Raw genomic sequence first — 21,414 nt, 5'->3', positions numbered from 1 at the left:
ACTGTCACTGACCCCAAAGTGGCGGGCCGCCGCCCGGCAGGAATCGCCCGCCTCGACAAAGGCCGCAACCCTCACGCGCAGATCCAAGGAGAAGCTCTGGGTCATGCTCCACCTCCTGTTCTCGGAAGGGAATCACACTCCAGCCCAGGCCGAAACCTCTTGAATCTGCCTTTCAGTCCGATGCTTTAGGCTTTTGATTGTGAGCCTCTTTCCACGCAAAACCGGTTCCCACTTTTGCGCCCGAGGCACTAGATCCTGTCTGCTTGGCCAACCGAAATGCGGAGGCCCGCATCTATTCGAATCTGCGCCTCTGCGATGATCCTGAAACGGCCCAAACGGCTCTGTCATACCCTCCTATCCGAGGGTATCGATGTTGTTGCTGCGCTAAGCCGAAGGTCTCCCTTGGATCACGCAAGGACATTGGTGCCTTGGGAAGGTCTGCTGTGTCCCCTCCTGCGGACCTTCCGTCTCACGCCCACCGCGCGACGGGCGTGCGGGATCAGCGGCGTGATTGACCTGCTGCAGCCTCAATGCACATCGGGGATGGCGCGGGTCAGAAGCGGAGGTTCAAGCCGATGCGGCTGATCCAGCCGTCGTTCTTGAAGCGATAGACGGCCTCGTCTCCGGCCCGCGTCAGCGTCAGCGTCTCCTCGCCCAGGTCGTAGTACAGCGTCTCCGACGTGAGCGACAGGTTCGGTGTCAGCATGTGCTCCATGCCGGCGCCGATGACGAAGCCCGTCTTCCACGCTTTGCTGCTCGCCGCGGGGCCAAGGCCGAGCGGAGCCACCGTGATCTGGCCCCGATGCTCGATCCGGGCATAGGCCAGGCCGCCCGTGACATAGACCAGCGAGCGCTCGACCATCGGCGCAAGGCTCGGCAGCGCGAGGCCGAGCCGCCCCGTGACGCTGCCGAACAGGCTCATCCGCGCGCTCAGATCCGTGTCGAGGCTGAACGGCCCGTCCACGCCCACGGCGCTGCGGCTGCGGCCCAAATCCATGGCGGTGAGATCCGCCTCGAGCCCGGCCACCAGGCGGCCGAAATCCCACAGGTAGCCGATCTGAGCCCCGCCCCCGAGCCCGCTGTCGCTCAGGCCCGCCCGGACCGGCAGAACGGCCGGGGACACGCCCGACAGCCCGGTGCGCACCGCCTCCCCGCCCGCGCTGATCCAGGCCCCATGCACGCCGGCATAAAGCCCCGTCCAGCTGAAGGCTGGAGCCACCGCTCCCGGAGCGACAGGAGCGGCCTGCCCCGGCAGGTCGGCGGCACAGGCCACGGCCGTCCCGGCGAGCAGGATTGAGGCGGACAGGAACAAGCTCTTCATCACGATCTCCGAGGGGAGGCTGGGCTATAGGGCACGGCCACGGGCCGATGCGGGACTTACAGAAGCACGTCGGCGCTGGAGAAATGGCCGACGATCTTGATCTCGAAATCGGCCCGGCGGTCGCCATCGAGGTCGCCCGACAGGATGCCGTTGGCAAAGCGCAGCTGCCCCGCCTGGCCGGTGAAGCCGGCCGTCACCGCCGTCTCCGTCGGGTGCAGGAACGGGCCGTCCGCGCCGGTCCAGGCGAAGGCCTGGTTGCCCTTCAGCCGGGTGTTGGCGTCGATCCCGCGCAGGTCGATCGTGTCGCGCCCGGACTGGAAGTCATAGATGACGTCGCGCTGCGCGCCGACCCGGCTGTCCTGCGCCGAGGCGAACACGAACACGTCCGCGCCGGAGCCGCCCCATAGGCTGTCGCGGCCGGCCCCGCCCACCAGAGTGTCATTGCCCGACCCGCCCTCCAGCCGGTCATGGCCGGTGTCGCCGGAGAGACGGTCGTTGCCGGTCCCGCCGATCAGCCGGTCGTCGCCGCTGCCGCCCCACAGGCTGTCGTGGCCGGAGCCGCCGTCGAGGCTATCATGACCGGTATCGCCATAAAGCCGATCCTGACCCGCCTCTCCGAGCAGCCGGTCGTTGCCGCTGCCGCCGGAGAGCCGGTCGTCGCCGATGCCGCCGGCGACGGTGTCGTTGCCGGCATCGCCATAGAGCCAGTCGTTGCCGCCCTTGGAGCCGACATAATCGTCGCCGGCGCCGCCATGCAGCGTGTCGTCGTCGGCCCCGAGCACGATGTGCTGGCGGGCACTGTCGCCATAGACCACCTGCGAGCCGGCCCCGCCGGTCACCCGCACGCTGCCGATGATCGTGGCGAAGGCCACATCCTCGAGCGCGATGACGGTGCCGGCGGCAAGCCCGCGCGCATCGATCACGAGCGCGGTGGCGGGCGCATGCGCGTCGCTGCCGCCCCGCAGCACCAGCGGCACGCCGGAGACGGCGCCCGCCTGGGTGAGCGTGAGCGACTGGACGATCAACGGGGCGTTGGCCGGCAGGCCGGCCAGGAAGCCCGTGCCGCCGCCGGTCATGGCGCCACGGTCGGCGGATCCGGCCGCAGTGTGGGCCTGGATCTCGCGGATGAGATCGGCGAGCGAGGCGCCGGCGGCTTTCGGCGCCGCGAAGCCCGTGGCGGTCAGGCCGATGCCGACGCCGAGCTGCGCGGTGAGCGCCGGGCGCCCGCCCACCGTGACGAGCGGGATGTCGGCATAGGACGCGCTGCCGTCGGTCTCAACCCGGCCCGCGGTCACCACCGGAATGGTCACCACCTGCGAGATCGAGCCGTCCAAATTGACTGTCTCGGTGCGATCAACCGCGACCCCGTCGATCGGCTGCGATGTCAGTGTGTTGAAGGTGAGAACCGGAGACGCTCCCGCATTGCCCGCATTGCCTGCGGTATCCGTGTAGCTGCCGCCATTGACCGAAATGATGGCCACGCCGCCCCTGACGCCAGCCTCCGGAGTGAACACGGCCGTGCGGGTCGGGCCACTGCCGCTCAACCCACCGAGCGTGCCGCCCTCGACGTGAATGTCGGCGAGACTGAAGCTCACACCCGGGTCTTCGCTGAAGGTGAACGTGATGGTCGCTGTCTCGCCGGCCTTCAGCCCGGATACATTGCTGGTGACCAGGACGCCGGGTGCAACGGTGTCCAGCGTATAGTCCTGAGTATATACAGGGCCCGAGTTGCCCGCGGCATCGACCACGCGCACCGAGATCGTGCGCGTGCCGGCCGCCAGCGTCGTTGCCAGCGACCAGAGGGAGGGCGTATCGGCGATGGCGGTCGTCCAAGTGTCTCCGCCGTCGAACGACACCTCGACGCGCTCGCCCGAGCTCAAGGCCGCATTCAAGGTGCCGGCAATGGTCTGGGTGGCCGTATTGGTGATGAAGTCGGTGCTGGAGACCCCGGTGTCCGCCGAGAACACCATGCCGGTCACCTGCGTGCCCGGCGCGTCCGTGACGATGTGGATCTCCAGTGGTTGCGATGCAGGCCCGACGTTGCCTGCTGGGTCAGTCGCCACGGCGGTGATGGTGTGAGGACCCGCGCCGAGCGTCGCGCTGGTGATGCTCCAGGTGCCATCGATGGCAATCACGGAGCCGATCTCCGTAGCGCCGTCATACAGCCTGATCGTGGCTCCAATTTCCGCGATGCCGGTGAAGGTCGGGGTGGTGTCGCCGGTGATGTTGTCGCTGGTGGAGCTGCCGGTGTCCGAGGCCGAAGCCAGGTCGGGCGTGGACGGCGCGGCCGGAGCCAGGGTGTCGAGGGTCAGCTTCGGGGTCGTGCCGGCTCCGCCATTATTGCCCGCCCTGTCGGTATAGGCGCCTGCGTCAACCGTGATGCTGGCCGCAACGCCATCAGTATTGGCGGCTGGGGTAAACACGGCGGTGCGGGTCGTGCCGCTGCCGCTGAGCGGGCCAAGCGTACCGCCGATGACGTTGATGTCAGCGTACGTGAACGTCGCCCCTGGATCCTCGCTGAACGTGAAGGTGATGAGTGCGGTCTCGCCACTCTTCAGCTGAGATACGCTGCTGGTGATAACCAGCGTCGGCGCGATCGGGTCGATGGTGATGGCCAGACCAGCGCTTGCCGCACTGATATTGCCGGCGAGGTCGGTTGCCTGGGCGGTGATCGTGTGCGTACCAGTGCCGAGCGTGGCGCTGGTGATGGTCCAGGTGCCATCGGTGGCGATCGCGGAGCCGATTTCGGTGACGCCGTCATACAGCCGGACGGTGGCGCCGACTTCCGCGGCGCCGGTGAAGGTCGGGGTCGTGTCGCTGGTGATATTGTCGCTGGTGGAGCTGCCCGTGTCCGAGGATGCCACCAGGTCCGGCGCAGACGGAGCAGCCGGGGCCATGGTGTCAAGGGCATAGGAGTGTGAGTAAACAGGACCGGTATTCCCGGCCGCGTCCACCACCCGCACCTGCAAAGTTCCGGAGCCGCTCAGGACGGCGGCGAACCACCAAGTAGTGCCCTCAACGGTGGCCGCGTCCCAGCTGGCGCCGTTGTTGAGCGAGATCTCAACCCGCTCGCCAGATCCCAGACTGTTGCTGAGCGCGCCGGAAATGGTCTGCATCGCGATCGATGTGATCATGTCGGTGCCCGAAGCGCCTGTATCGGCCGAAAAGGCAGCGATCGCCACCGTCGCCGCCGGCGCTTTCGTGTCGAAGCTGATCGATGGGCTGTTGGCGTCAGCGCCAGAATTGCCGGCGGCATCCGTGTACTTGCCGGACGCGACGGTGATACTGGCGGTGCCGTTGTCAGTGTTCGCCGTCGGGGTGAAGGTCGCGGCCCACGTCCGGCCGCTGCCGCTGATCGGCCCAAGGCTGCCGCCGACGACCACGATGTCGCTGTAGTCGAAGGTCGAGCCCGGGTCCTCAGTGAAAGTGAAGGTGATCGTCGCCGTATCGCCCGCCTTCAGGACCGACTTGTCGCTCGTAATCGAGAGCATCGGAGCCAACGTGTCGACTGTATGAGCCTGACCGCCGGTATAGCCGCCCGCGATCGCATTGCCATGCGTATCCGCAATGCCGGTGCCGGAACCATTCAGGTCCAGCCGCAGGGTTCCGTTCCCCCTAACGTTGGACACGGTGACGGCATAGGTTGTGGGCCCGATCATGGTGACTTGCGTGACCTGGCCGCTCGCGGTTCCCGCGGCAGTGAGGGTGAAGTCGTCCACCGTGACACCTGTGACATCTTCGCTGAACGTGACGGTGTAGGTGATCGTCTCAGCGTTCGTGGGATCGGCGCCCCCGGTCCTCACGATGGAGCTAACCGTAGGGCTGATCGTGTCGGTGGGCGCGGCCACGGGCGCGACGGCGCCCGTGAACCCATTCACGTACTTATAGGGATTGCCGCCAAGGGAGGGATCGTTCGGCGCAAGGAGGTTCCAGTCACTTTCGAGATAGCCAGCCCCGAGCTCCGCGAAATTGGTGTTGCGCACCACGATCCCCGGATCGTTCAGAAGTGGCGTGCTGCCCCCAGGATTGCCGAGCGTGTCGACGGCCACACCGTTCTTCCTGAGGACAAGCGCAATCACGTCGGGCTTGGGGTCGCCCGCACTGATCGTAGCATCGCCGTTGACGTACAAGGTTCCCGGGACCACGTCCATGTAGTCGTACCAGGTACTCTCGATAATGATGTACTCGGTCCCTGCATAAACTCCACCATCGATCGGCGCGGATAACGTGATCGGGGCTCCATCCGCCCCACGAAAGGTGATGTCGAGCGTATACCCTGCCCCGATCTGCGCACCGGGCGAGCCGTAGTAGTAGAGGCCGATTCCGACCTGTGCGAAGCCGTCGGGGCTCGAACCGAGATCTGAGTAGCTGGCGATGATGAAGCGGTCGGCAGGAACGGTCATGGCTTGGTCTATGTCTCGGGGGTCATGCCGATCGGGCACGGAATTACGGATTGGCCAGTTACCCGCGAGGACCGTGGCGCTGGAGCGGATGGAAGACATCCGGCGCCAAGGTTGCTCGTCGCTGTGGCTGGCAGGAGCAGGTTGAGAGAGGCAGGATTTTATGGCGCTAATTTTGTTAACATTTCAAGTAGAACGATCAGCAACGTCGTTCCAATGCTGACACTGCGCAGTCAGAAAAGGTTGCCATATCAGTAGCGGCTCCACTAGACGAAACCGAGCGCGCCGCTTTCACGCGCCCCCGGGGATCGTCGCCGGAGGTGGAGCGGGTGATGGACCATGTCAGGGGCGGAAGCTGATCGAGATCGATCTGTGCACTGTGCCCTGGGCCTCAAGCGCGATCCGGTGCGCGATGATCCTCGCATACTCGCCGGCCGGGGCGTGATCGAGCTGATTCCCAATCGAGGCGCCTGGGTGCGCAGGCTCGACCGCAGGAATCTCGCCGACATGGTTCAGACCCTGGCCAGCCTCAATGCCGGAGCTCTCTTCCAGGCGCTGAGAAAGACCGACCAAGCACGCCTGAAGGCAGTGCTCGATCCGATCATCACCGAGATGCGGCTGCCGCAGGCAGTTCTCTCCTATCCGGTGCTGATCCGCTCGATGGCACCTGAACTGACGGTCGAGAACTGGCCGCTCTACTACGTTGACACGTATGAGAAAGCACACGAAGCAATCATTCGGAAGGCCTTTGCCGCAGCCGCGACCATTTCGAAGCGCATGCCGAGCGGTTGCAGGCAGCGCTCGGCCAGGATGCCACTCCAGCCGTCTTCTACTAAGCCGACAATGACTCGGTTGGATCTTTGCTGAGGACGGTGCAAACGGGGGATTTCCTCATCTCAAGCCGGTCTCGACGACATCACGCAATGGAACCGAACCGCACCAGGACAATCGTCTGAAATGGGGTAACCTGAGCCCTCAAGCTAGCTTGTGTGAACGTCGCTTCGCAGGTCCATTGCGGAAATACGGCTAAGATCTGTCCCGTGCCAAGTCCTGATCTTCACGTAGAGCCACTCGGGGAGAGCGTCGCCCGAAGGGAGCGTCGGCATTCTCAATCTTGCCTTTGCCGGGCACCGGCCTCCCCCAGGCTCCACAATGCCGCCCATATCCAAGCCGATGGTTAAAGCAGGCTGCTTCAGTGGCGTCGCTCTCCGGCAAAAGGCCGAGACGGCCGCACACCGTCCCGGCCGCAAGCCCGCCCTAGCGCCGAAAGCAGCCATGGGGCGGGCGCCGTCTGCATATAACAGGAGGCGGATCATGGCTGTCATCAACGGCACGCCCTTTAACGATTACATCGACTTCTACCGGTACGGGCTGAGCAATGACCAGAGTTACGGCGTTTCCGGCAACGACTGGATCCGAGGCTGGGACGGCAACGACAGCCTCAATGGCGGTCCCGGCAACGATTGGCTGGAAGGCGAATTCGGCAACGACACGCTGCTCGGGGCCAGCGGCATGGATTGGCTCGATGGCGGCCCGGGCAACGACAGTCTGAACGGAGGAAGCGGCAACGACACGTTGCTTGGCTATACGGGCAATGACCGAATGTATGGCGGAAGCGGCAACGACGCGATCGACGGCGAGAAAGGCGCAGATAGACTGTATGGCGGACCGGGCTTAGACGACCTTCGGGGTGGTGCCGACAACGACCAGGACCGTTTCTACTTCGCGACCGCCGATACCGGCAGTCTCGCCCGGGGACAGCAGGACATCATTTTCGAATTCACAGAGGTCGATAGGATCTATCTTGAGGGCAGCTACACTTTCAACTCCAGCGGCACCCATACTCCCGCGGATGGGCAGTACAGCGTCTGGCGGGCTGAGGGCGGCTGGGTTGTAACCTACAACTCCGTCACCGATGCCAGCTATCATGATATTCTTGTGTATGGGGCGAACCCTGCAGGCAACATCTTCTTCTACGCCTGACAGAGTAGCGCCATCGGGCGCGCACATGAGGGCGCCGTCGGATTAACCGGCAGGTGGCCGGATAGAGGCGCATGTGAGGGATGACCAATGGCCGTCACCCTCGCTACGCCCGCCACCGCTACCCGGCTGAAATCATCATCCATGCCGTGTGGGTGTACTTTCGATTTCCGTTGAGCCTGCGGCATCGAGGTGAACGATGAGACGGCGCGGCAATGGCGATGAAGTTCGGTCAGGGCTTTGCGAACCAGATCCGTCGGCGCATTCCGGCTTTCGGAGACAAGTGCCACCTTGATGAGATTGCGATCAGCATCGCCAACATCGGGGTTGAATGAATCGAGCCGAGAACAGTCATCAGCCCACCCAGCGGCGTGAGCGCATCATGAAACGCCTCAAGTCAGCCAGGCAGGCCCAACGCTTCCTCTAAGTTCGTGATCAGGTTGCAAACCTCTTCCGCCGCCCTGCTTACACCCGTGCCGCTGAATCTGGGGTCAGCGGCGATCGGCAGTTTTGCCTTTGGGTACCGTGATCAGGATCGAAACGATTGCGGCGACCAACATCACCAGATTTGCCAACAGCGCAAAGAACGCCGCCTCGCGCGAAGCCAAGTTTTGCTGTTTGCCTTCGAACGTAATCACTCCCTCAATCCAGCGAATAGCGTCATTATGGCCGGCAATCGCAGTGTAGATCGTGGACGAGATGGCGACACCGAAGGACGCGCCGAGCGACGAGGCCATCTTGTAGATACCCGAGCCAGCACCCGCCTGATCCGCGGGCAGGTTCGACAGCGCCGCATCGGTCGAGGGTGTGGCATAGAACGCAAGACCAAGCCCAAAGAGCGAGAACGCGATCACCGCCAGTACCGTATAGATGCCCAGCAACAGATTGGTCGGCATCAGGAGCAGGATCGATACACCGACGATATAGCTGCCCCACAACATCGGCTCGCGCGGGCCAAAGCGTTGCAGCAGCTTTTCACCGACGCGGATGAACACCAGAATCGTGATGGCATAGCCGATGGTCAGCAGCCCGGCCCGTTGCGCCGTCATCGAGCCCGCCTCCTGCAACAGCAGCATTGCGACCATGACGATCCCTGCCGTCGCGTTCAGCAACAGGTTCGAGATGGTGGCCCCGGTATAGGTCAGGTTCCGGAACAGGCGAAACTGCACGAAAGCGTTGGGGTTGCCGCTTTCGGTCCTGTAGAAGGAAAAGCCAAAGACCAGGGCTGCGGCCAGCAGGCCCAGCGAGGCAGGGCTGGTCCAGCCGAACTGTGCGCCCTGGGTCGCAAAGATCTGCAGCGCAACCATGGCAACCATGAATGTGAGTACGCCCGCAAGGTCGAAGTGATAGCCCTCTTTTGGAGGCGCCTTGCTTTCCGGGGTCCCGCGCACCATCAGCATGCCGATCAGCGAGACGATGGCGGCCATGATGAAGATCCAGCGCCAGCCGACGTTCTCGGCCATCAGTCCGCCAAACAGGGCCGCGAAGCCCGAGCCTCCCCAAGACCCCATTGACCACAGCGAGATCGCGCGCTGGCGTTCCGCGCCGTCCCAATACGCCTTCACCAGCGCCAACGAGGACGGCATGACAAATGCCCCGGACAGGCCCTGGCAAATCCGACCCAGCATCAGGAACGTGCCGCCCATTGCCCCGGACGGCGCCAGACCGACCAGCAGCGAGCCGACGATCGAGAAGCCAAAGCCCAGCATTAAAATTCTGACACGACCGACCGTGTCGGCAAGGCCGCCGATGACGACAATGAAGATGCCCGAAAACAGCGCGGTGATCGACACGGCAATATTCATGAACGACTGACCAACCTGCAGATCGGCGGCCATGGCGGGCGCGATGTTCAGCGTCGTCTGGGCAAACAGCCAGAACGCCAGTACGCCTAGGATGATGCCAGACAGGAGCCGGTCATTGCCGCGGTAAGCTTCTGTCGGTTGATTCATGAAAGCCTCCCGTGTCCGGGCCGTCTGCATGCGAGCGTGGACATGGTTGCCCGGCATGAAGTCAAGGCGCTTCCGGCATCAGAGTGCCATGCATTGCTTGCGTGCCCTACAGCGATCATCGGCAATCGCTGAGAAGTGATGACATGATATCAGCCTGACCGGCGATTACCTCTGGCAGTATGCAGCCTAAGGAGCAGGACAGGAGCGCCCGCTCCGCAATCTCCGACACCGAGGCGCCGCCTTGAGGGATGGTCTTGCTTCGCCCGAGAGGCCGAGGTTTATTGCACATAGCTTGCGCGCTCGCCGCACGGCGGCCGTTTGGACGCCTTGCTCGGCACGACACCTGAACACACACCCGGTCTCCGGGCCACGAGCGCTGCCGCCGGTCGCTGATGCCACTGAAGCCGCGAACCCAGTCTAAATTCCTAAGCTTGCCTTCTGCGCATTGATGCACAGATCAAGGGCTCCTATAGCCCTGCGCCCTCAAGGAGGCTCCGCTCGCGGGCCAGGATCTCGATCAGGATATCCATCACGGCGCGGACCCGTGGCGAGCGCCTGACATCCTCGTGCACGACCAACCAGAGGTCCCGCGGCGGCACTCCTTCGCGTTGCAGGCAGACGAGATCGGGATCCTTGCCTGTCACAAAGAACGGCAGGACCGCGGCTCCCAATCCGGCCCGCACGGCCGAGCCAAGGCCAACGAGATCGCTCGTGCGAAAGACGAGCGGCCGTCCTTGGGCGTAGCGGCGCAGCCATTGCTGCTGCGGAACATGCTCCAGGCTCTCCTCGTAGCCGAGCAGATCCATGGTTTCCGGAGACCGTCCGTCCGCGTAGGTGCGGGAGGCGAAGAGGCCATAACCGGCGGTCGCCACCTTGCGGGCAATCAGGGATGATCCCTCCGGCTGCGCCAGCCGCAGGGCAATGTCCGCCTCCCGCCGCGTGAGGCTGACGGAGATGTTGCTACCCGAGAGCTCCAAGATGATATCGGGATGCCGCTCGCGGAGAAGGCTCAAGCGCGGCGACAGAAACAGGCTTGCGAAAGCCGGCGGCGTGCTGACTCGGACGGTGCCTGACAGACCGGGCCCGCGCCCTCGGACTGTACGCTCGAGTGCGAATACATCCTCCTCCAAGCGCTCCACCAGCTCCCGAACGTGCTCACCCTCCGGCGTGAGCACATAGCCACGGGGCAATCGGTCGAAGAGACGGGTGCCGAGCGCCCCCTCCAGCGAGGTGATCCGCCGCGCCACTGTGGAATGGTCGACCCGGAGCGTGCGGGCCGCCGCCGACAGGCTTCCGGTTCGGGCCAGTTCGGCAAAGAACCTCAGATCGTCCCAATCCATGCTGCGCAAAAATCCCCAGATACCCGGCAACAATCCGGAATAGCAGCCAAGTCGATCCCAGGCCAAGTCTGAGCCCCCGCAAACTTGGTGATCCAGCATGACAGACGTCATTCGCATTCATGAATTCGGTGGCCCCGAAGCACTCCGGCTCGACGAAATCGAGCTTCCCTCGCCCGGCCCAGGCGAGGTGCTCGTGCGCCAGTCGTTCGCCGGCGTGAACTATGTCGATATCTACCATCGCACGGGTCTCTACCCGCTGCCGCAGATCCCGGCCGTCCTCGGGGTCGAGGGCTCTGGCCGTGTCGAGGCGGTCGGTCCTGGCGTCGTCTCCGTGTGCGTTGGGGACAGAGTGGCCTACACGGCCCTCCCGGTTGGTGGCTATGCCGCCGCACGGATCATCGGTGCCGAGCGCCTGGTGCGGCTCCCGGACACGGTTTCGGAGAGGAGCGCTGCCGGCATCATGCTGCGCGGTGTCACCGCCCACATGCTGCTCCATCGTACATATCCGGTCGGCCCCGGCACCACCATTCTGGTGCATGCCGCCGCAGGTGGCCTCGGCCTCGCCGTCACGCAATGGGCGAAGCTCCTTGGCGCGACCGTCATCGGCACGGTCGGCAGCAAGGAGAAGGCACAGATTGCACAATCCGCCGGCCTCGATCACGCGATCCTGTACCGGCAAACCGGCTTCGTCGCCGCCGTGAAGGAGATCACTGGGGGCCGTGGAGTCGATGTGGCCTATGACGGAATCGGCGGCTCGACGCTGATCGAGACCTTCGACGCCGTGCGCCCGTTCGGCACCGTCGCGAGCGTCGGCCAGGCTGGAGGGCCGATCCCGTCGATCGAGGTGGCGCAGCTCGGCCCCCGGCGCTCGCTGTCGCTCTCCAGGCCCAGTGTGTTCGGCTACATGGCAGAGCTCGACACCTACCGAGAGGCCGCCACCGCGCTCGTGTCTCTTCTGGAACAGGGCCGGATCGACGTATCCGTGGGAGCCGTCTACCCGCTGGCCGAGGCCGCGCAGGCGCACGCCGATCTCGAGGCGCGGCGGACCACCGGCTCTATCCTGCTTGTCGCCTGATCTTACCCGAACCCGGAAAACCCCGATGCACTACTTTGCAGCCCTCGCGGCCAGTTGCGTTCTCGTCGCGGCCGCCCCTCTCCTTGTGCGCCTCAGCCCTGTCGATCCCACCGCGACGCTCTGGCTGCGGATGGTGATCGCGACCGGAGTACTGGTCGCCATCGCACCGCCCCCGAAGGCGAAGGCGGAGCTTCTGCGTGGACGCGACTACACCCTCCTCATCGTTGCCGGATTGCTCTCGGCAGGCGACATGGCGGCCAATCACTGGGCTGCGGTGGAAACGACCGTTGCCAATGCGGCCCTTCTGATGAACCTGTCGCCGGTGTTTGTGACCGCTCTCGCCGCCGCCTTCCTCGGCGAACGTCCGTCGACGGCGCAGATCATCGGCTATGGTGTGACGATCCTGGGCGCCGTGTTGATGACGGGCATCTCGCTCGAGGGATGGCGTCTCGGTTTCGGCGAAGGGCTCGCCCTCCTGTCGGCTTTCCTCTACGCGGCGTATTTCCTCGTCGTGAAGGACCTGCGCGAGCGCAGGTCCGCCATGCGCATCATGCTATGGACGAGCGGAATTTCGGCACTGGCCCTCGCCCCTTTGGCCATTGGGATCAGCAAACCGCTTCTGCCCTCGACGGCTCTCGGCTGGCTGCCCATCGTCGCCCTGGCGCTTGCGGTGCAGATCGGCGGTCACGGGCTGATGGCCTATGCCATGCGCGGCCTGCCGGCATCCTACGCCTCCGCCACGTCGCTTGCCCGCCCCGTGCTGGCTGCGGTTGCGGCGTGGCTTCTGTTCGGCGAGACGATGGGGGCATCGGCGGCCATCGGGGCGGCCCTCGTTCTGGGCGGGTTGGCGCTCGCGGCACGGCGTCCGGTCGTTCGTCATCCCTCCCAATCCCAACAACCTTCCACTTCAGCACTCGCCATCAGGAAGTTGCCTGCTTCCGATCACATTGGGTCAACATGATCCTTCCGCGGGATGGTATTCAGTATTCCACCCCGCGGCTGTTCTGGGTTTCCGGCAGTGCGGGGTATCTCCGTCGACGAAGGAGAACTACAACGTCGCTAATGGATTGGACACCGCGGTCGAAACCCGACCGAGCGGCCATTGACGGACGTTACATACGCCTTGAGCCACTCGATCCAGCCCCTCATGGTGACGCGCTCTTCGAGGCCGGCGGTGGACCAGACCGGATTCTTATGACCCGCTAGAGTGCGATCATTGGAGGGGGAAACGTATTCCCCCCTCCGCCACTCACTAACTGGCAGCACGTAGCAAGGGGCACGCCTTGTGGTCACAAAGCAGCCACATCAGTCTCCCGCAGCAACGCAGCCGTATCATCAAGAGTGATCCTAAACCGCCTCACCATGTCACGGACCTGCTCCTCTGTGATGATCAGAGGAGGACAGAAGGCGATAACATCTCCAATGGCGCGGATGATCAATCCGTTCTCATGAGCGCGCGAGAATACATGCGCCCCAACTTTTCCTACAGGATTGAACTTCGCCTTTGTCTCCTTGTCAGCGACTAATTCCACCCCGGCAATGAGTCCGACTCCCCGCACTTCGCCCACAAGGGGGTGATCTGCCAGCGCCCGGAGTTCCGTCTGCATCACCTCACCGACACGGCGCGCATTCTCGACCAGGTTTTTTTCCTCGATAATGTCGAGGTTTTCGAGCGCAACCGCCGCAGGCACCGGATGGCCGGATGTGGTGAAGCCATGGCCGAACGTGCCGATCTTGGCGGAGTTGTCGGCAATGCCGTCATAAAGTTCCTGGCTGATCATCACCGCTGCAAGGGGCTGGTAGGACGAGGTGATCTGCTTCGAGAGCACCAGAATGTCAGGATCGATTCCGTAATAGTCGCACGCGAACATTGTCCCCAAGCGGCCGAAGCCATTGATTACCTCGTCGGCGACGATCAGGACGTCGTACCGGCGGCAGACCTCCTGGACTTTTTCCCAATAGGTTGCGGGTGGCGGCAGGACACCGCCCGCACCCATCAGCGGCTCACCGATGAACGCCGCCACCGTCTCAGGTCCCTCCTCCAGAATCGTCGCCTCGAGTTCTGCCGCAAGACGGCCGGCGAAGGCCTCCTCGCTCTCACCCGGCTCCGCATACCGGTAGTAATGCGGACAGGTGACATGTCGCACCGGCACGAACGGGAGATCGAAATCGCGCTGATTTGCCGGAAGTCCCGTCAGGCTGCCCGAGGCAAGAGTGATTCCATGGTACGCATTCGTGCGCGCGATGAACTTCTTCTTCTGCCGCAACCCCCGCGCGTTGTTGTAGTACCACACCATCTTGATGACGCTGTCGTTCGCCTCGGAGCCCGAGTTCGTGAAAAACGCGCGCTTGAGGCGGTCAGGCGTCATTTTCACCAATCTCTCGGCCAGCAAAACGGAGGGCTCGTTCGTTTTGTGGGAGAAGGTGTGGTAATAGGGCAGCTTCGCCATCTGCCGGCTGGCGGCTTCGACGAGGCGCTTTTCTCCGAAACCGACCGCCACGCTCCACAGGCCGGCCAATGCCTCGATGTACTGGTTGCCTTGGTCGTCGTAGACGTAGATCCCCTCACCGCGATCGATCACGATGGGCCCGATCTCCTCGTGCTTGCGGGCATTGGTTACGGGATGGAGCACGTACTCCACGTCGCGGGCATAGATCGAGTTCGGGTGTCCACGCATGATTTTCTCTATCCTTCCGGTATGCTGGATCGTGATGATCTGGGATGTGTGAATGGATGCTCCTGCTGCATTGCTCATGGAGCCGCCCGGAGGGCGATCCGCTCCTGACGCCAACGCAGCAAAGCGGCTAGTCCTGCGAGGCAAAGCGTGCCGATGATGAGCAGCAACGCGGCGGCAACGACGGTCGGACTGATATTTTCCCGAATGCTCGAGAACATCTGCCGGGCCAATGTTCTTTGATTGGGGCCCGCCACGAAGAGAGTAATGACCACCTCGTCCAGGGAGGTCGCAAACGCGAAGACGGCGCCGGAGATGATGCCTGGAAGCGCCAATGGGAGCGTCACCCGGCGGAAGACCATGACCGGTGCGGCCCCCAGGCTGCTGGCCGCCTTCTCGACAGAAGGATCAATCCCCTGAAGCGATGCAGACACGCTCACGATCACGAAGGGAACACACAAGACCGCATGGGCGATCATGACGCCCGGATAGGTGCTCGCAAGGCCAAGCTGCACGAAGAGCATCTGCATGCCTACGCCCAGCACGACGGCAGGCACCACCATGGGAAGAAGGAACACCGTCCTCAACAGGTTCGCGAAGGGCAGAGCCCTCGATCTCATGCCCAACGCCGCCAGCGTCCCTAAGATCGTGGAGAGCAGCGTTGCACCCAGGCCGATAATCAGACTGTTCATGATCGACAGGCGCCAAGCGTCCGCCGTCGCCAGTTCATTGAACCAGCGGAGGGAATACTCCTCGATCGGATACGTGAGGAAGACGCTGGATGTGAACGCCAGAGGCAGAATCGCGACAATCGGCATGAGCAAAAACGTCACGATCAAGACGCCGAACAAGATCTGAGCCGCCCGAAACACCACCTCACGCCCCCAGCAATTGGGGAGACTTCGAGAGCCGCCCGTAGATGAAGTAGAGGATCATCGTCACCAGAAGCAGGATCAGGCCGAGCGCTCCGGCAAGCCCCCAGTTGGCTGTCCCCATGGCGTAGAACGCGATGACGGAACTGATCATCTGATCGTTGGCTCCCCCCACGAGGGCCGGAGTGATATAGTAGCCTATGGCTACCATGAAGACCAGGAGCGAGCCGGACAACAGGCCGGGGAGACTGAGCGGCAGGAGCACGCGCCAGAAGGCCCGCAGCGGCCCCGCTCCCATTGATGCCGCGGCCTGCATCAGGTTGCGAGGAACCGACAAGAGGACGCTGTAGATCGGCAGGACCATGAACGGCAAGAGCACATGCGTCATGGCGATCACCACACCGATGCGGTTGAATATCAACGGCAAAGGTCGGTCGATGAGGCCGATGGCCTGCAAGGCTCCGTTGATCAGCCCCTCGTTCTGCAGAAGAACGAACCAGGCCGTGGTGCGCACCAGCAACGATGTCCACAGCGGAACCAGGACCGCCAGCAGAAGCACCGTGCGTTTCCAGCCGGTCACGGCCGCTGCCAGCATCGCATAGGGCAGCCCGATCGCTGCGCATGCGAGCGTAACGATCGCCGCCACCAGGAAGGTCCGGAACATGATCAGCCGGTTGGCCGATGCGCCGGGTTCCTCATTGACGATGGTCCCATCCGCATCCCGCTTCATGTCGACAGCCGCCAGAAGATTGCGGTCGGTGTAGGGCGGCACCGCATCCTTGAGTGCCAGCCAGAAGCGAGGCTCCTTCCAGCGCCGGTCGAGGCTCGCCAGATCGATAGCCCTCGTATCGGGCTCATCGCGGACGGCGCTCGTCGTGCGGGTCATCAGGGTTCGAAAGCCCGATACGGCACTGTTGAGCCGCCGGACCGTCTCCCCCAGCGCCTGCTGGTCGTTGGACTGTCTGAGATCCTCAACCAGAGCCTGCTGGACTTGCGCCGGCGGGAGATCCTGCCCGTCCCAGGACACGATGGCCGCTGCTGTCCTCGGCAGGACACGGCTGACCGTGTCATCGACGACGGCGGCCGTCACCATGGTCCAGAGCGGCCAAAGGAAGAAGACCGCAAGAAACGCCAGAAGCGGCACGATCAGCAGCAAGGCGCCCAAACGCTCGCGTGCGGGTACCCTGCTCATGGCGTGAGCACCGTGCAGTCACGCGGGTCGAACGACACCACGACCGGCGCTCCGACCGTCCAGTCGCCCGCAAGGCGCTCACACCGCGCTGTGAAGGAAAAATTGCTTCGCGCCAACTGCACCCTCATGTGATCTCCATGATAGATGCAGTCGGTGATCATCATGTCGAGCGCATTGTCCCCGGCGGGGTTCACGCCGAGTCGCATCCGCTCCGGGCGCAATGAAAACCATGCCTTCTGTCCCGGCTCCAATTCAGGGCCGGTCCGCACCCTGGCTATAAGATCGTCGCCCAAGGCAATCGTCGCATGCCCATCCCGGACATCGACGACATTGGCTTCAATCAGATTCGTCTCGCCAATGAACTGCGCGACGAAGCGTGTGCGGGGCGTATCGTAAATCACATGGGGGCTATCGATCTGTTCGATCCTGCCCGCATTGAACACCGCAATCCGGTCGGACATCGTCAAGGCTTCGGACTGGTCGTGCGTCACGAAGACGATTGTCAGGCCAAGCCGTTTGTGAAGCTCCCGTATCTCCAGCTGCATATGCTCCCGCAGCTGCTTGTCGAGGGCGCCAAGGGGCTCATCCATCAGGATCACCCTGGGCTCGAAGACAAGAGCCCGCGTCAGAGCAACTCGCTGCTGTTGTCCGCCCGATAACTGAGAGGGCCTGCGGTTCTTCAGATGTCCCAGCCGCACCATATCGAGGGCGCGGTCGACCTTCTGGGCGATCTCGGCCCGGGACAGCCTTTTCATTTCCAGGGGGAACGCGACGTTCTCGGCGACCGTCATGTGGGGGAAGAGGGCGTAGTTCTGAAACACCACCCCCATCTCGCGCCGGTGAGGCGGCAACTGGTCGATGCGCGTGCCATCGAGCGTGATCGTCCCCTGGGTCGGCCGCTCGAAGCCTGCCAGCATCATCAGGATTGTCGTCTTGCCCGAGCCGGAAGGGCCGAGGAGGCTCAGGAACTCGCCCTTATGGATGGTGAGGTCCAGCGAGTCGATGACGGTGAGCGACCCGAAGCTCTTTGAAACTGACGCGAACTGAATGAAGGGCTGCATGTCTCTCTGCTCTATCCGGCTCTGATCATGCCCCATGGGGTCGCTGCATCGCTGACCCTACCTGGTCGATGGCCGGATAGGGTCAGCGATTTGGGGCAGGAGAAGGCGTGAGAAGGCATCCGCACGCTTTTCCCTGCTAAAAGATCGGCTTTCGATTTACTGAGCCAGCCAGGCATTGAAGCGCTTGTTCAACTCCTCAATGTTGTCGATCCAGAAATCGGCGTCGAGCGGAGCGGAATTCGAAAGGTTCTCCGGCGCCGTGGGCAAGTCCTTTTGCAGATCGGCAGGCACCTTGGCCGCAGCCTCCTTGTTCGGCAGACCGTAGGCGATGTACTCCGGCAGCTTCACCTGGTTCTCAGGCTGGCTGGCGAACGCGATGAAATCCATCGCCTGATCCTTGTTCGGGCTGTCCTTGAGGATCACCCAGCTGTCGATGGCGTACAGGCTGCCGGGCCAGACGACCTTGAAGTTCCTGCCTTCTGTCTTGTTGATGCCCGAAATACGTCCATTATAAGCGGAGGTCATCACCACTTCGCCGGACGCGAGAAGCTGCAGTGGCTGTGCGCCGGATTCCCACCAGACAATGTGCGGTTTCAGCTGATCGAGCTTCTTGAACGCTCGGTCGACGCCTTCCGGCGTCGCCAACACCTTATAGACGTCGGCGGGCGGAACGCCATCTGCCATTAGGGCAAACTCAAGAGCGTATTTCGGTCCGCGCCGGAGTCCGCGCTTGCCCGGGAATTTGTTCACATCCCAGAAATCGGCCCATGATTTCGGCGCCTCCTTGAGACGATTGGCGTCGTAGCTCAGAGCCGTCGACCACACGATGGCGCCGACGCCGCAATCATCCACGGCCGCAGGCAGAAACTTGTCCTTGCCGCCCAGCTTGCTCCAATCGATCTTTTCGTAGAACCCGTCGGCGCAGCCGAGCGCCAGCTCCTCGGCCTCGACCTGAACCACGTCCCAATTGGGCGTACCGGCCTTGACCTTGGCGGCCAGAACGCCGATGCCGCCATCCCAGCTTTCTTCAAGAACCGGCTTGCCGGTTTTCTTGGAGAACGGCTCGAAGTAGATCTTGCGCTGGGCATCCTGGTAATTGCCGCCCCAGGAAACCACCGTGAGATCACGGGCCTGAACGGCTTGCACGCTCCAGCCGATGAGCAAGGCGGATACACAGCCGGCGACAGAAAGCATCTTCGCGGTATTCATCGTCTATCCCTCTGTTGGTTATTTTCCTCTGGGGAAGTCGAGCATAACGTGGCGATTTGACAGCTGCCAAGGCCGATCTCCGGTGAGAATAATCACCACTACACCTTTGTGACAACTGTGATGATGACATAGGTCTCAGTATGTGGGCGGCGTGACCGCGCTGATGATGGTACTCGTCCTGTCAGATACGTTACGGAACCGGTGGGGGATCCTACTATCGAAGTAGTAGCCGTCACCCTCTCCCAGGACCTTGGTCTGATCCCCGACCGTCACTTCCACGGCCCCGCGCACGACGACGCCGGCTTCCTGGGCCGAGTGGGAGTACGGCGTGCCGGAATCGGCCCCGACCGCATAGGTCTCGTGCAGCATCAGGATCTGGCGGTTCGGGTGGTTCATCCCCAGCACCTGATAGGAGATCGTCTGCGCCCTTCCGATCTCAACCCACTCGCCGGCCGGGTAGAAGGGCGAATAGGGAACGGTCGCGCTCATCTCGGCGAAGAACCCGGTCAGTGTCGTTCCCAGCGCATCCAAAATAGCGCTCAAAGTGTCGACGGAGGGGCTCATGCGGTCGCGCTCGATCAGCGAGATCGAGGAGTGCGAGATGCCAGATCGCAGCGCGAGTTCCCGAACGCCCAACCCGCGCCGGCGGCGCAATTCCCGTAATCGTGTCCCAATCTGCGGCATTGCAATCCTGCGTGATCACGTTGCTCCGTTCGCAAGCGCAGTCCGGAGAACTCTGTTGCTCGATACTGCGGAGCGCCCGCCATTGCACCTCGGGCACAACCCTACTCCTGGTGAGAATTCTGAACAACCCGGCCAAGCTGGCTTGAGGGCAGCGGCGCGATCGATGAACGTGGGTCTAAAGCAATGGGAGGAAGCGATGTCGAACCTGTCCGCGAGCACGCGTGCCAAAATCACTTTTCTCAAGGCCTCGAAGCGTGATGCCGCAACGGATACCGGAGAGATCGAGGCCGCTGTCAAGGATATCGTCGCAGCCGTCCGCGCCCGAGGAGATGCCGCCCTCCGCGACTATTCGAAGGCGTTCGACCAAGCCGACGTCACAATCTTCGAGGTGAGTCAGAAGGAGCGAGACGAGGCCGTAGAGAACCTCGACCCGCAAACGCGCCGTGACACCGAGTTCGCCATCGAACGCGTCCGCACCTTTGCACAGGCTCAGCTCGGCACGATCCTTCCGCTCGATGTCGAAGCCCTGCCCGGCCTCCATCTGGGTCACCGGGTCATCCCCATCCGGACCATTGGGGCCTATGTTCCAGGCGGGCGCTACCCTCTCCTGTCAGCTCCCATCATGACGCTCGTGCCCGCGAAGGTCGCCGGATGCGACGAGGTCATCGCCTGCCTCCCCCCCAAGGCGCATCCGGCCATGATTGCCGGTTGTCACCTCTCCGGCGCGGATCGCATCTTCCGCGTAGGCGGCGCCCAGGCGATTGCCGCCATGGCTTTCGGGACGGAGACGATCCCTGCCGTGGATAAGATCGTCGGGCCTGGCAATGCCTACGTGAACGAGGCCAAGCGACAGGTTTTCGGGCGTGTCGGCATCGATCAGCTCGCAGGACCAAGCGAAATTTTCGTGGTCGCCGACGATACGGGAGACCCGCAGTTGATCGCCGTGGATCTTCTCGCCCAGGCTGAACATGACGTGCGGACGCGGGTGGGGCTCATCACCACGAGCCGGAGGCTGGCAGAGGCAACACTCGCGGAGGTCGAACGGCAGTTACAGGATCTTCCGACCTCACCGGTCGCTGGCCCCGCATGGCGCGATTATGGCGAGGTGGTGCTGTGTGAGGACGAGGAAGCAATGGTTGCCTATTCCGACTTCATTGCCGCCGAGCATCTTCAGGTGCACACGGCCGATCCTCACGCGACCGCACGCAAGCTGCGTAACTACGGCTCCCTCTTCATCGGTCCCCTCGCCAGCGTCGTGTATTCCGACAAATGCTGCGGGACCAACCATACGCTGCCGACCATGGGAGCCGGACGATACACGGGCGGGCTCTGGGTCGGATCCTACGTCAAGATCTGTACGCACCAGTGGCTGGATGAGCGTGGAGTTGCCGCCGTTGCGCCGCCAGCAACCCGGCAAAGTCAGAGCGAGGGCTTGGAGGGCCACCGCCGCGCGGCAGCAATCCGAATGAAGATGACCTGAAGGAGGCCGTCTGTACCGGACCTGCTCAGCCCATACGATGCTAACGTCTGCCAGCCGGCGAGGGTCTGAGAGGGGCCCAATCCGAGAATCTTGCTGGAGCCTAAGGATGGTCAGCGATTGAGTCCTCGAGCTGCCATCGAGTCTTCATCCGGCCCGTGCCATAAGGCGACTTC

16 protein-coding genes and 1 pseudogene are annotated in these 21,414 nt (G+C 63.2%); 6 read left to right on the top strand and 11 right to left on the bottom strand.

Annotated elements, in window-relative coordinates:
• From ACS5Q0_RS13220 to ACS5Q0_RS13210, 3 genes are all read right to left on the bottom strand, one after another.
• A partial coding sequence (locus ACS5Q0_RS13220) for an IS630 transposase-related protein (protein WP_473127108.1) occupies positions 1 to 105 on the bottom strand: 105 nt, incomplete at its 3' end.
• Positions 106 to 553: 448 nt separating this feature from the next.
• Positions 554 to 1,321, bottom strand: a complete 768-nt coding sequence (locus ACS5Q0_RS13215; RefSeq protein ID WP_473127099.1) for an outer membrane protein — start codon at positions 1,319 to 1,321, stop codon at positions 554 to 556.
• A gap of 56 nt (positions 1,322 to 1,377) precedes the next feature.
• Entirely contained in the window at positions 1,378 to 5,724 is a 4,347-nt protein-coding gene (locus tag ACS5Q0_RS13210) for an Ig-like domain-containing protein (protein WP_473127098.1), read from the bottom strand.
• 336 nt (positions 5,725 to 6,060) lie between these two features.
• Here ACS5Q0_RS13210 and ACS5Q0_RS13205 point away from each other — a divergent pair, with 336 nt between their 5' ends.
• From ACS5Q0_RS13205 to ACS5Q0_RS13195, 3 genes and pseudogenes are all read left to right on the top strand, one after another.
• On the top strand, positions 6,061 to 6,588 hold the full coding sequence (locus ACS5Q0_RS13205) for a GntR family transcriptional regulator (RefSeq protein WP_473127097.1): 528 nt from the start codon (positions 6,061 to 6,063) through the stop codon (positions 6,586 to 6,588).
• A gap of 447 nt (positions 6,589 to 7,035) precedes the next feature.
• Positions 7,036 to 7,704: a calcium-binding protein gene (locus ACS5Q0_RS13200; RefSeq protein WP_473127096.1), complete on the top strand. Its 669-nt coding sequence runs from the start codon at positions 7,036 to 7,038 to the stop codon at positions 7,702 to 7,704.
• An 80-nt stretch (positions 7,705 to 7,784) separates the two neighbouring features.
• Positions 7,785 to 8,230: pseudogene (locus ACS5Q0_RS13195) on the top strand (hypothetical protein).
• Here ACS5Q0_RS13195 and ACS5Q0_RS13190 read toward each other — a convergent pair.
• Both ACS5Q0_RS13190 and ACS5Q0_RS13185 read right to left on the bottom strand, forming a co-directional pair.
• On the bottom strand, positions 8,193 to 9,653 hold the full coding sequence (locus tag ACS5Q0_RS13190) for an MFS transporter (protein ID WP_473127095.1): 1,461 nt from the start codon (positions 9,651 to 9,653) through the stop codon (positions 8,193 to 8,195). The pseudogene ACS5Q0_RS13195 and the gene ACS5Q0_RS13190 overlap by 38 nt on opposite strands.
• Before the next feature lie 467 nt (positions 9,654 to 10,120).
• Positions 10,121 to 10,993, bottom strand: a complete 873-nt coding sequence (locus tag ACS5Q0_RS13185; protein WP_473127094.1) for a LysR family transcriptional regulator — start codon at positions 10,991 to 10,993, stop codon at positions 10,121 to 10,123.
• Positions 10,994 to 11,090: 97 nt separating this feature from the next.
• Between ACS5Q0_RS13185 and ACS5Q0_RS13180 the strand changes: the two genes are divergently transcribed.
• Together ACS5Q0_RS13180 and ACS5Q0_RS13175 are read left to right on the top strand one after the other, a co-directional pair.
• On the top strand, positions 11,091 to 12,068 hold the full coding sequence (locus ACS5Q0_RS13180; RefSeq protein ID WP_473127093.1) for a quinone oxidoreductase family protein: 978 nt from the start codon (positions 11,091 to 11,093) through the stop codon (positions 12,066 to 12,068).
• 25 nt (positions 12,069 to 12,093) lie between these two features.
• Positions 12,094 to 13,029, top strand: a complete 936-nt coding sequence (locus ACS5Q0_RS13175; protein WP_473127092.1) for a DMT family transporter — start codon at positions 12,094 to 12,096, stop codon at positions 13,027 to 13,029.
• A 328-nt stretch (positions 13,030 to 13,357) separates the two neighbouring features.
• Here ACS5Q0_RS13175 and ACS5Q0_RS13170 read toward each other — a convergent pair whose 3' ends face one another.
• The 6 genes from ACS5Q0_RS13170 to ACS5Q0_RS13145 form a co-directional block, all read right to left on the bottom strand.
• Entirely contained in the window at positions 13,358 to 14,746 is a 1,389-nt protein-coding gene (locus tag ACS5Q0_RS13170; protein WP_473127091.1) for an aspartate aminotransferase family protein, read from the bottom strand.
• A 74-nt stretch (positions 14,747 to 14,820) separates the two neighbouring features.
• A complete protein-coding gene (locus tag ACS5Q0_RS13165) occupies positions 14,821 to 15,561 on the bottom strand; it encodes an ABC transporter permease (protein WP_473127107.1) in 741 nt (246 codons plus the stop codon).
• A gap of 58 nt (positions 15,562 to 15,619) precedes the next feature.
• Entirely contained in the window at positions 15,620 to 16,807 is a 1,188-nt protein-coding gene (locus ACS5Q0_RS13160; protein WP_473127090.1) for an ABC transporter permease, read from the bottom strand.
• Positions 16,804 to 17,868: an ABC transporter ATP-binding protein gene (locus ACS5Q0_RS13155; RefSeq protein ID WP_473127089.1), complete on the bottom strand. Its 1,065-nt coding sequence runs from the start codon at positions 17,866 to 17,868 to the stop codon at positions 16,804 to 16,806. Before ACS5Q0_RS13155 ends, ACS5Q0_RS13160 begins: the two co-directional genes overlap by 4 nt.
• Positions 17,869 to 18,024: 156 nt before the next feature.
• On the bottom strand, positions 18,025 to 19,062 hold the full coding sequence (locus tag ACS5Q0_RS13150) for an ABC transporter substrate-binding protein (RefSeq protein WP_473127106.1): 1,038 nt from the start codon (positions 19,060 to 19,062) through the stop codon (positions 18,025 to 18,027).
• 150 nt (positions 19,063 to 19,212) lie between these two features.
• The gene (locus tag ACS5Q0_RS13145) at positions 19,213 to 19,761 is read right to left on the bottom strand and encodes a cupin domain-containing protein (RefSeq protein WP_473127088.1); all 549 of its coding nucleotides are present in this window, start codon (positions 19,759 to 19,761) and stop codon (positions 19,213 to 19,215) included.
• Between the two features lie 196 nt (positions 19,762 to 19,957).
• Here ACS5Q0_RS13145 and hisD point away from each other — a divergent pair, with 196 nt between their 5' ends.
• Complete coding sequence (gene hisD, locus ACS5Q0_RS13140; RefSeq protein WP_473127087.1) at positions 19,958 to 21,241, top strand: histidinol dehydrogenase; 1,284 nt, start codon at positions 19,958 to 19,960, stop codon at positions 21,239 to 21,241.
• Positions 21,242 to 21,414: the final 173 nt, after the last annotated feature.

The organism is Microvirga sp. HS2, from assembly GCF_055792805.1.
The sequence above is the reverse complement of the archived record's forward strand: the minus strand, read 5'-3'. Positions and strand labels throughout refer to the sequence as shown.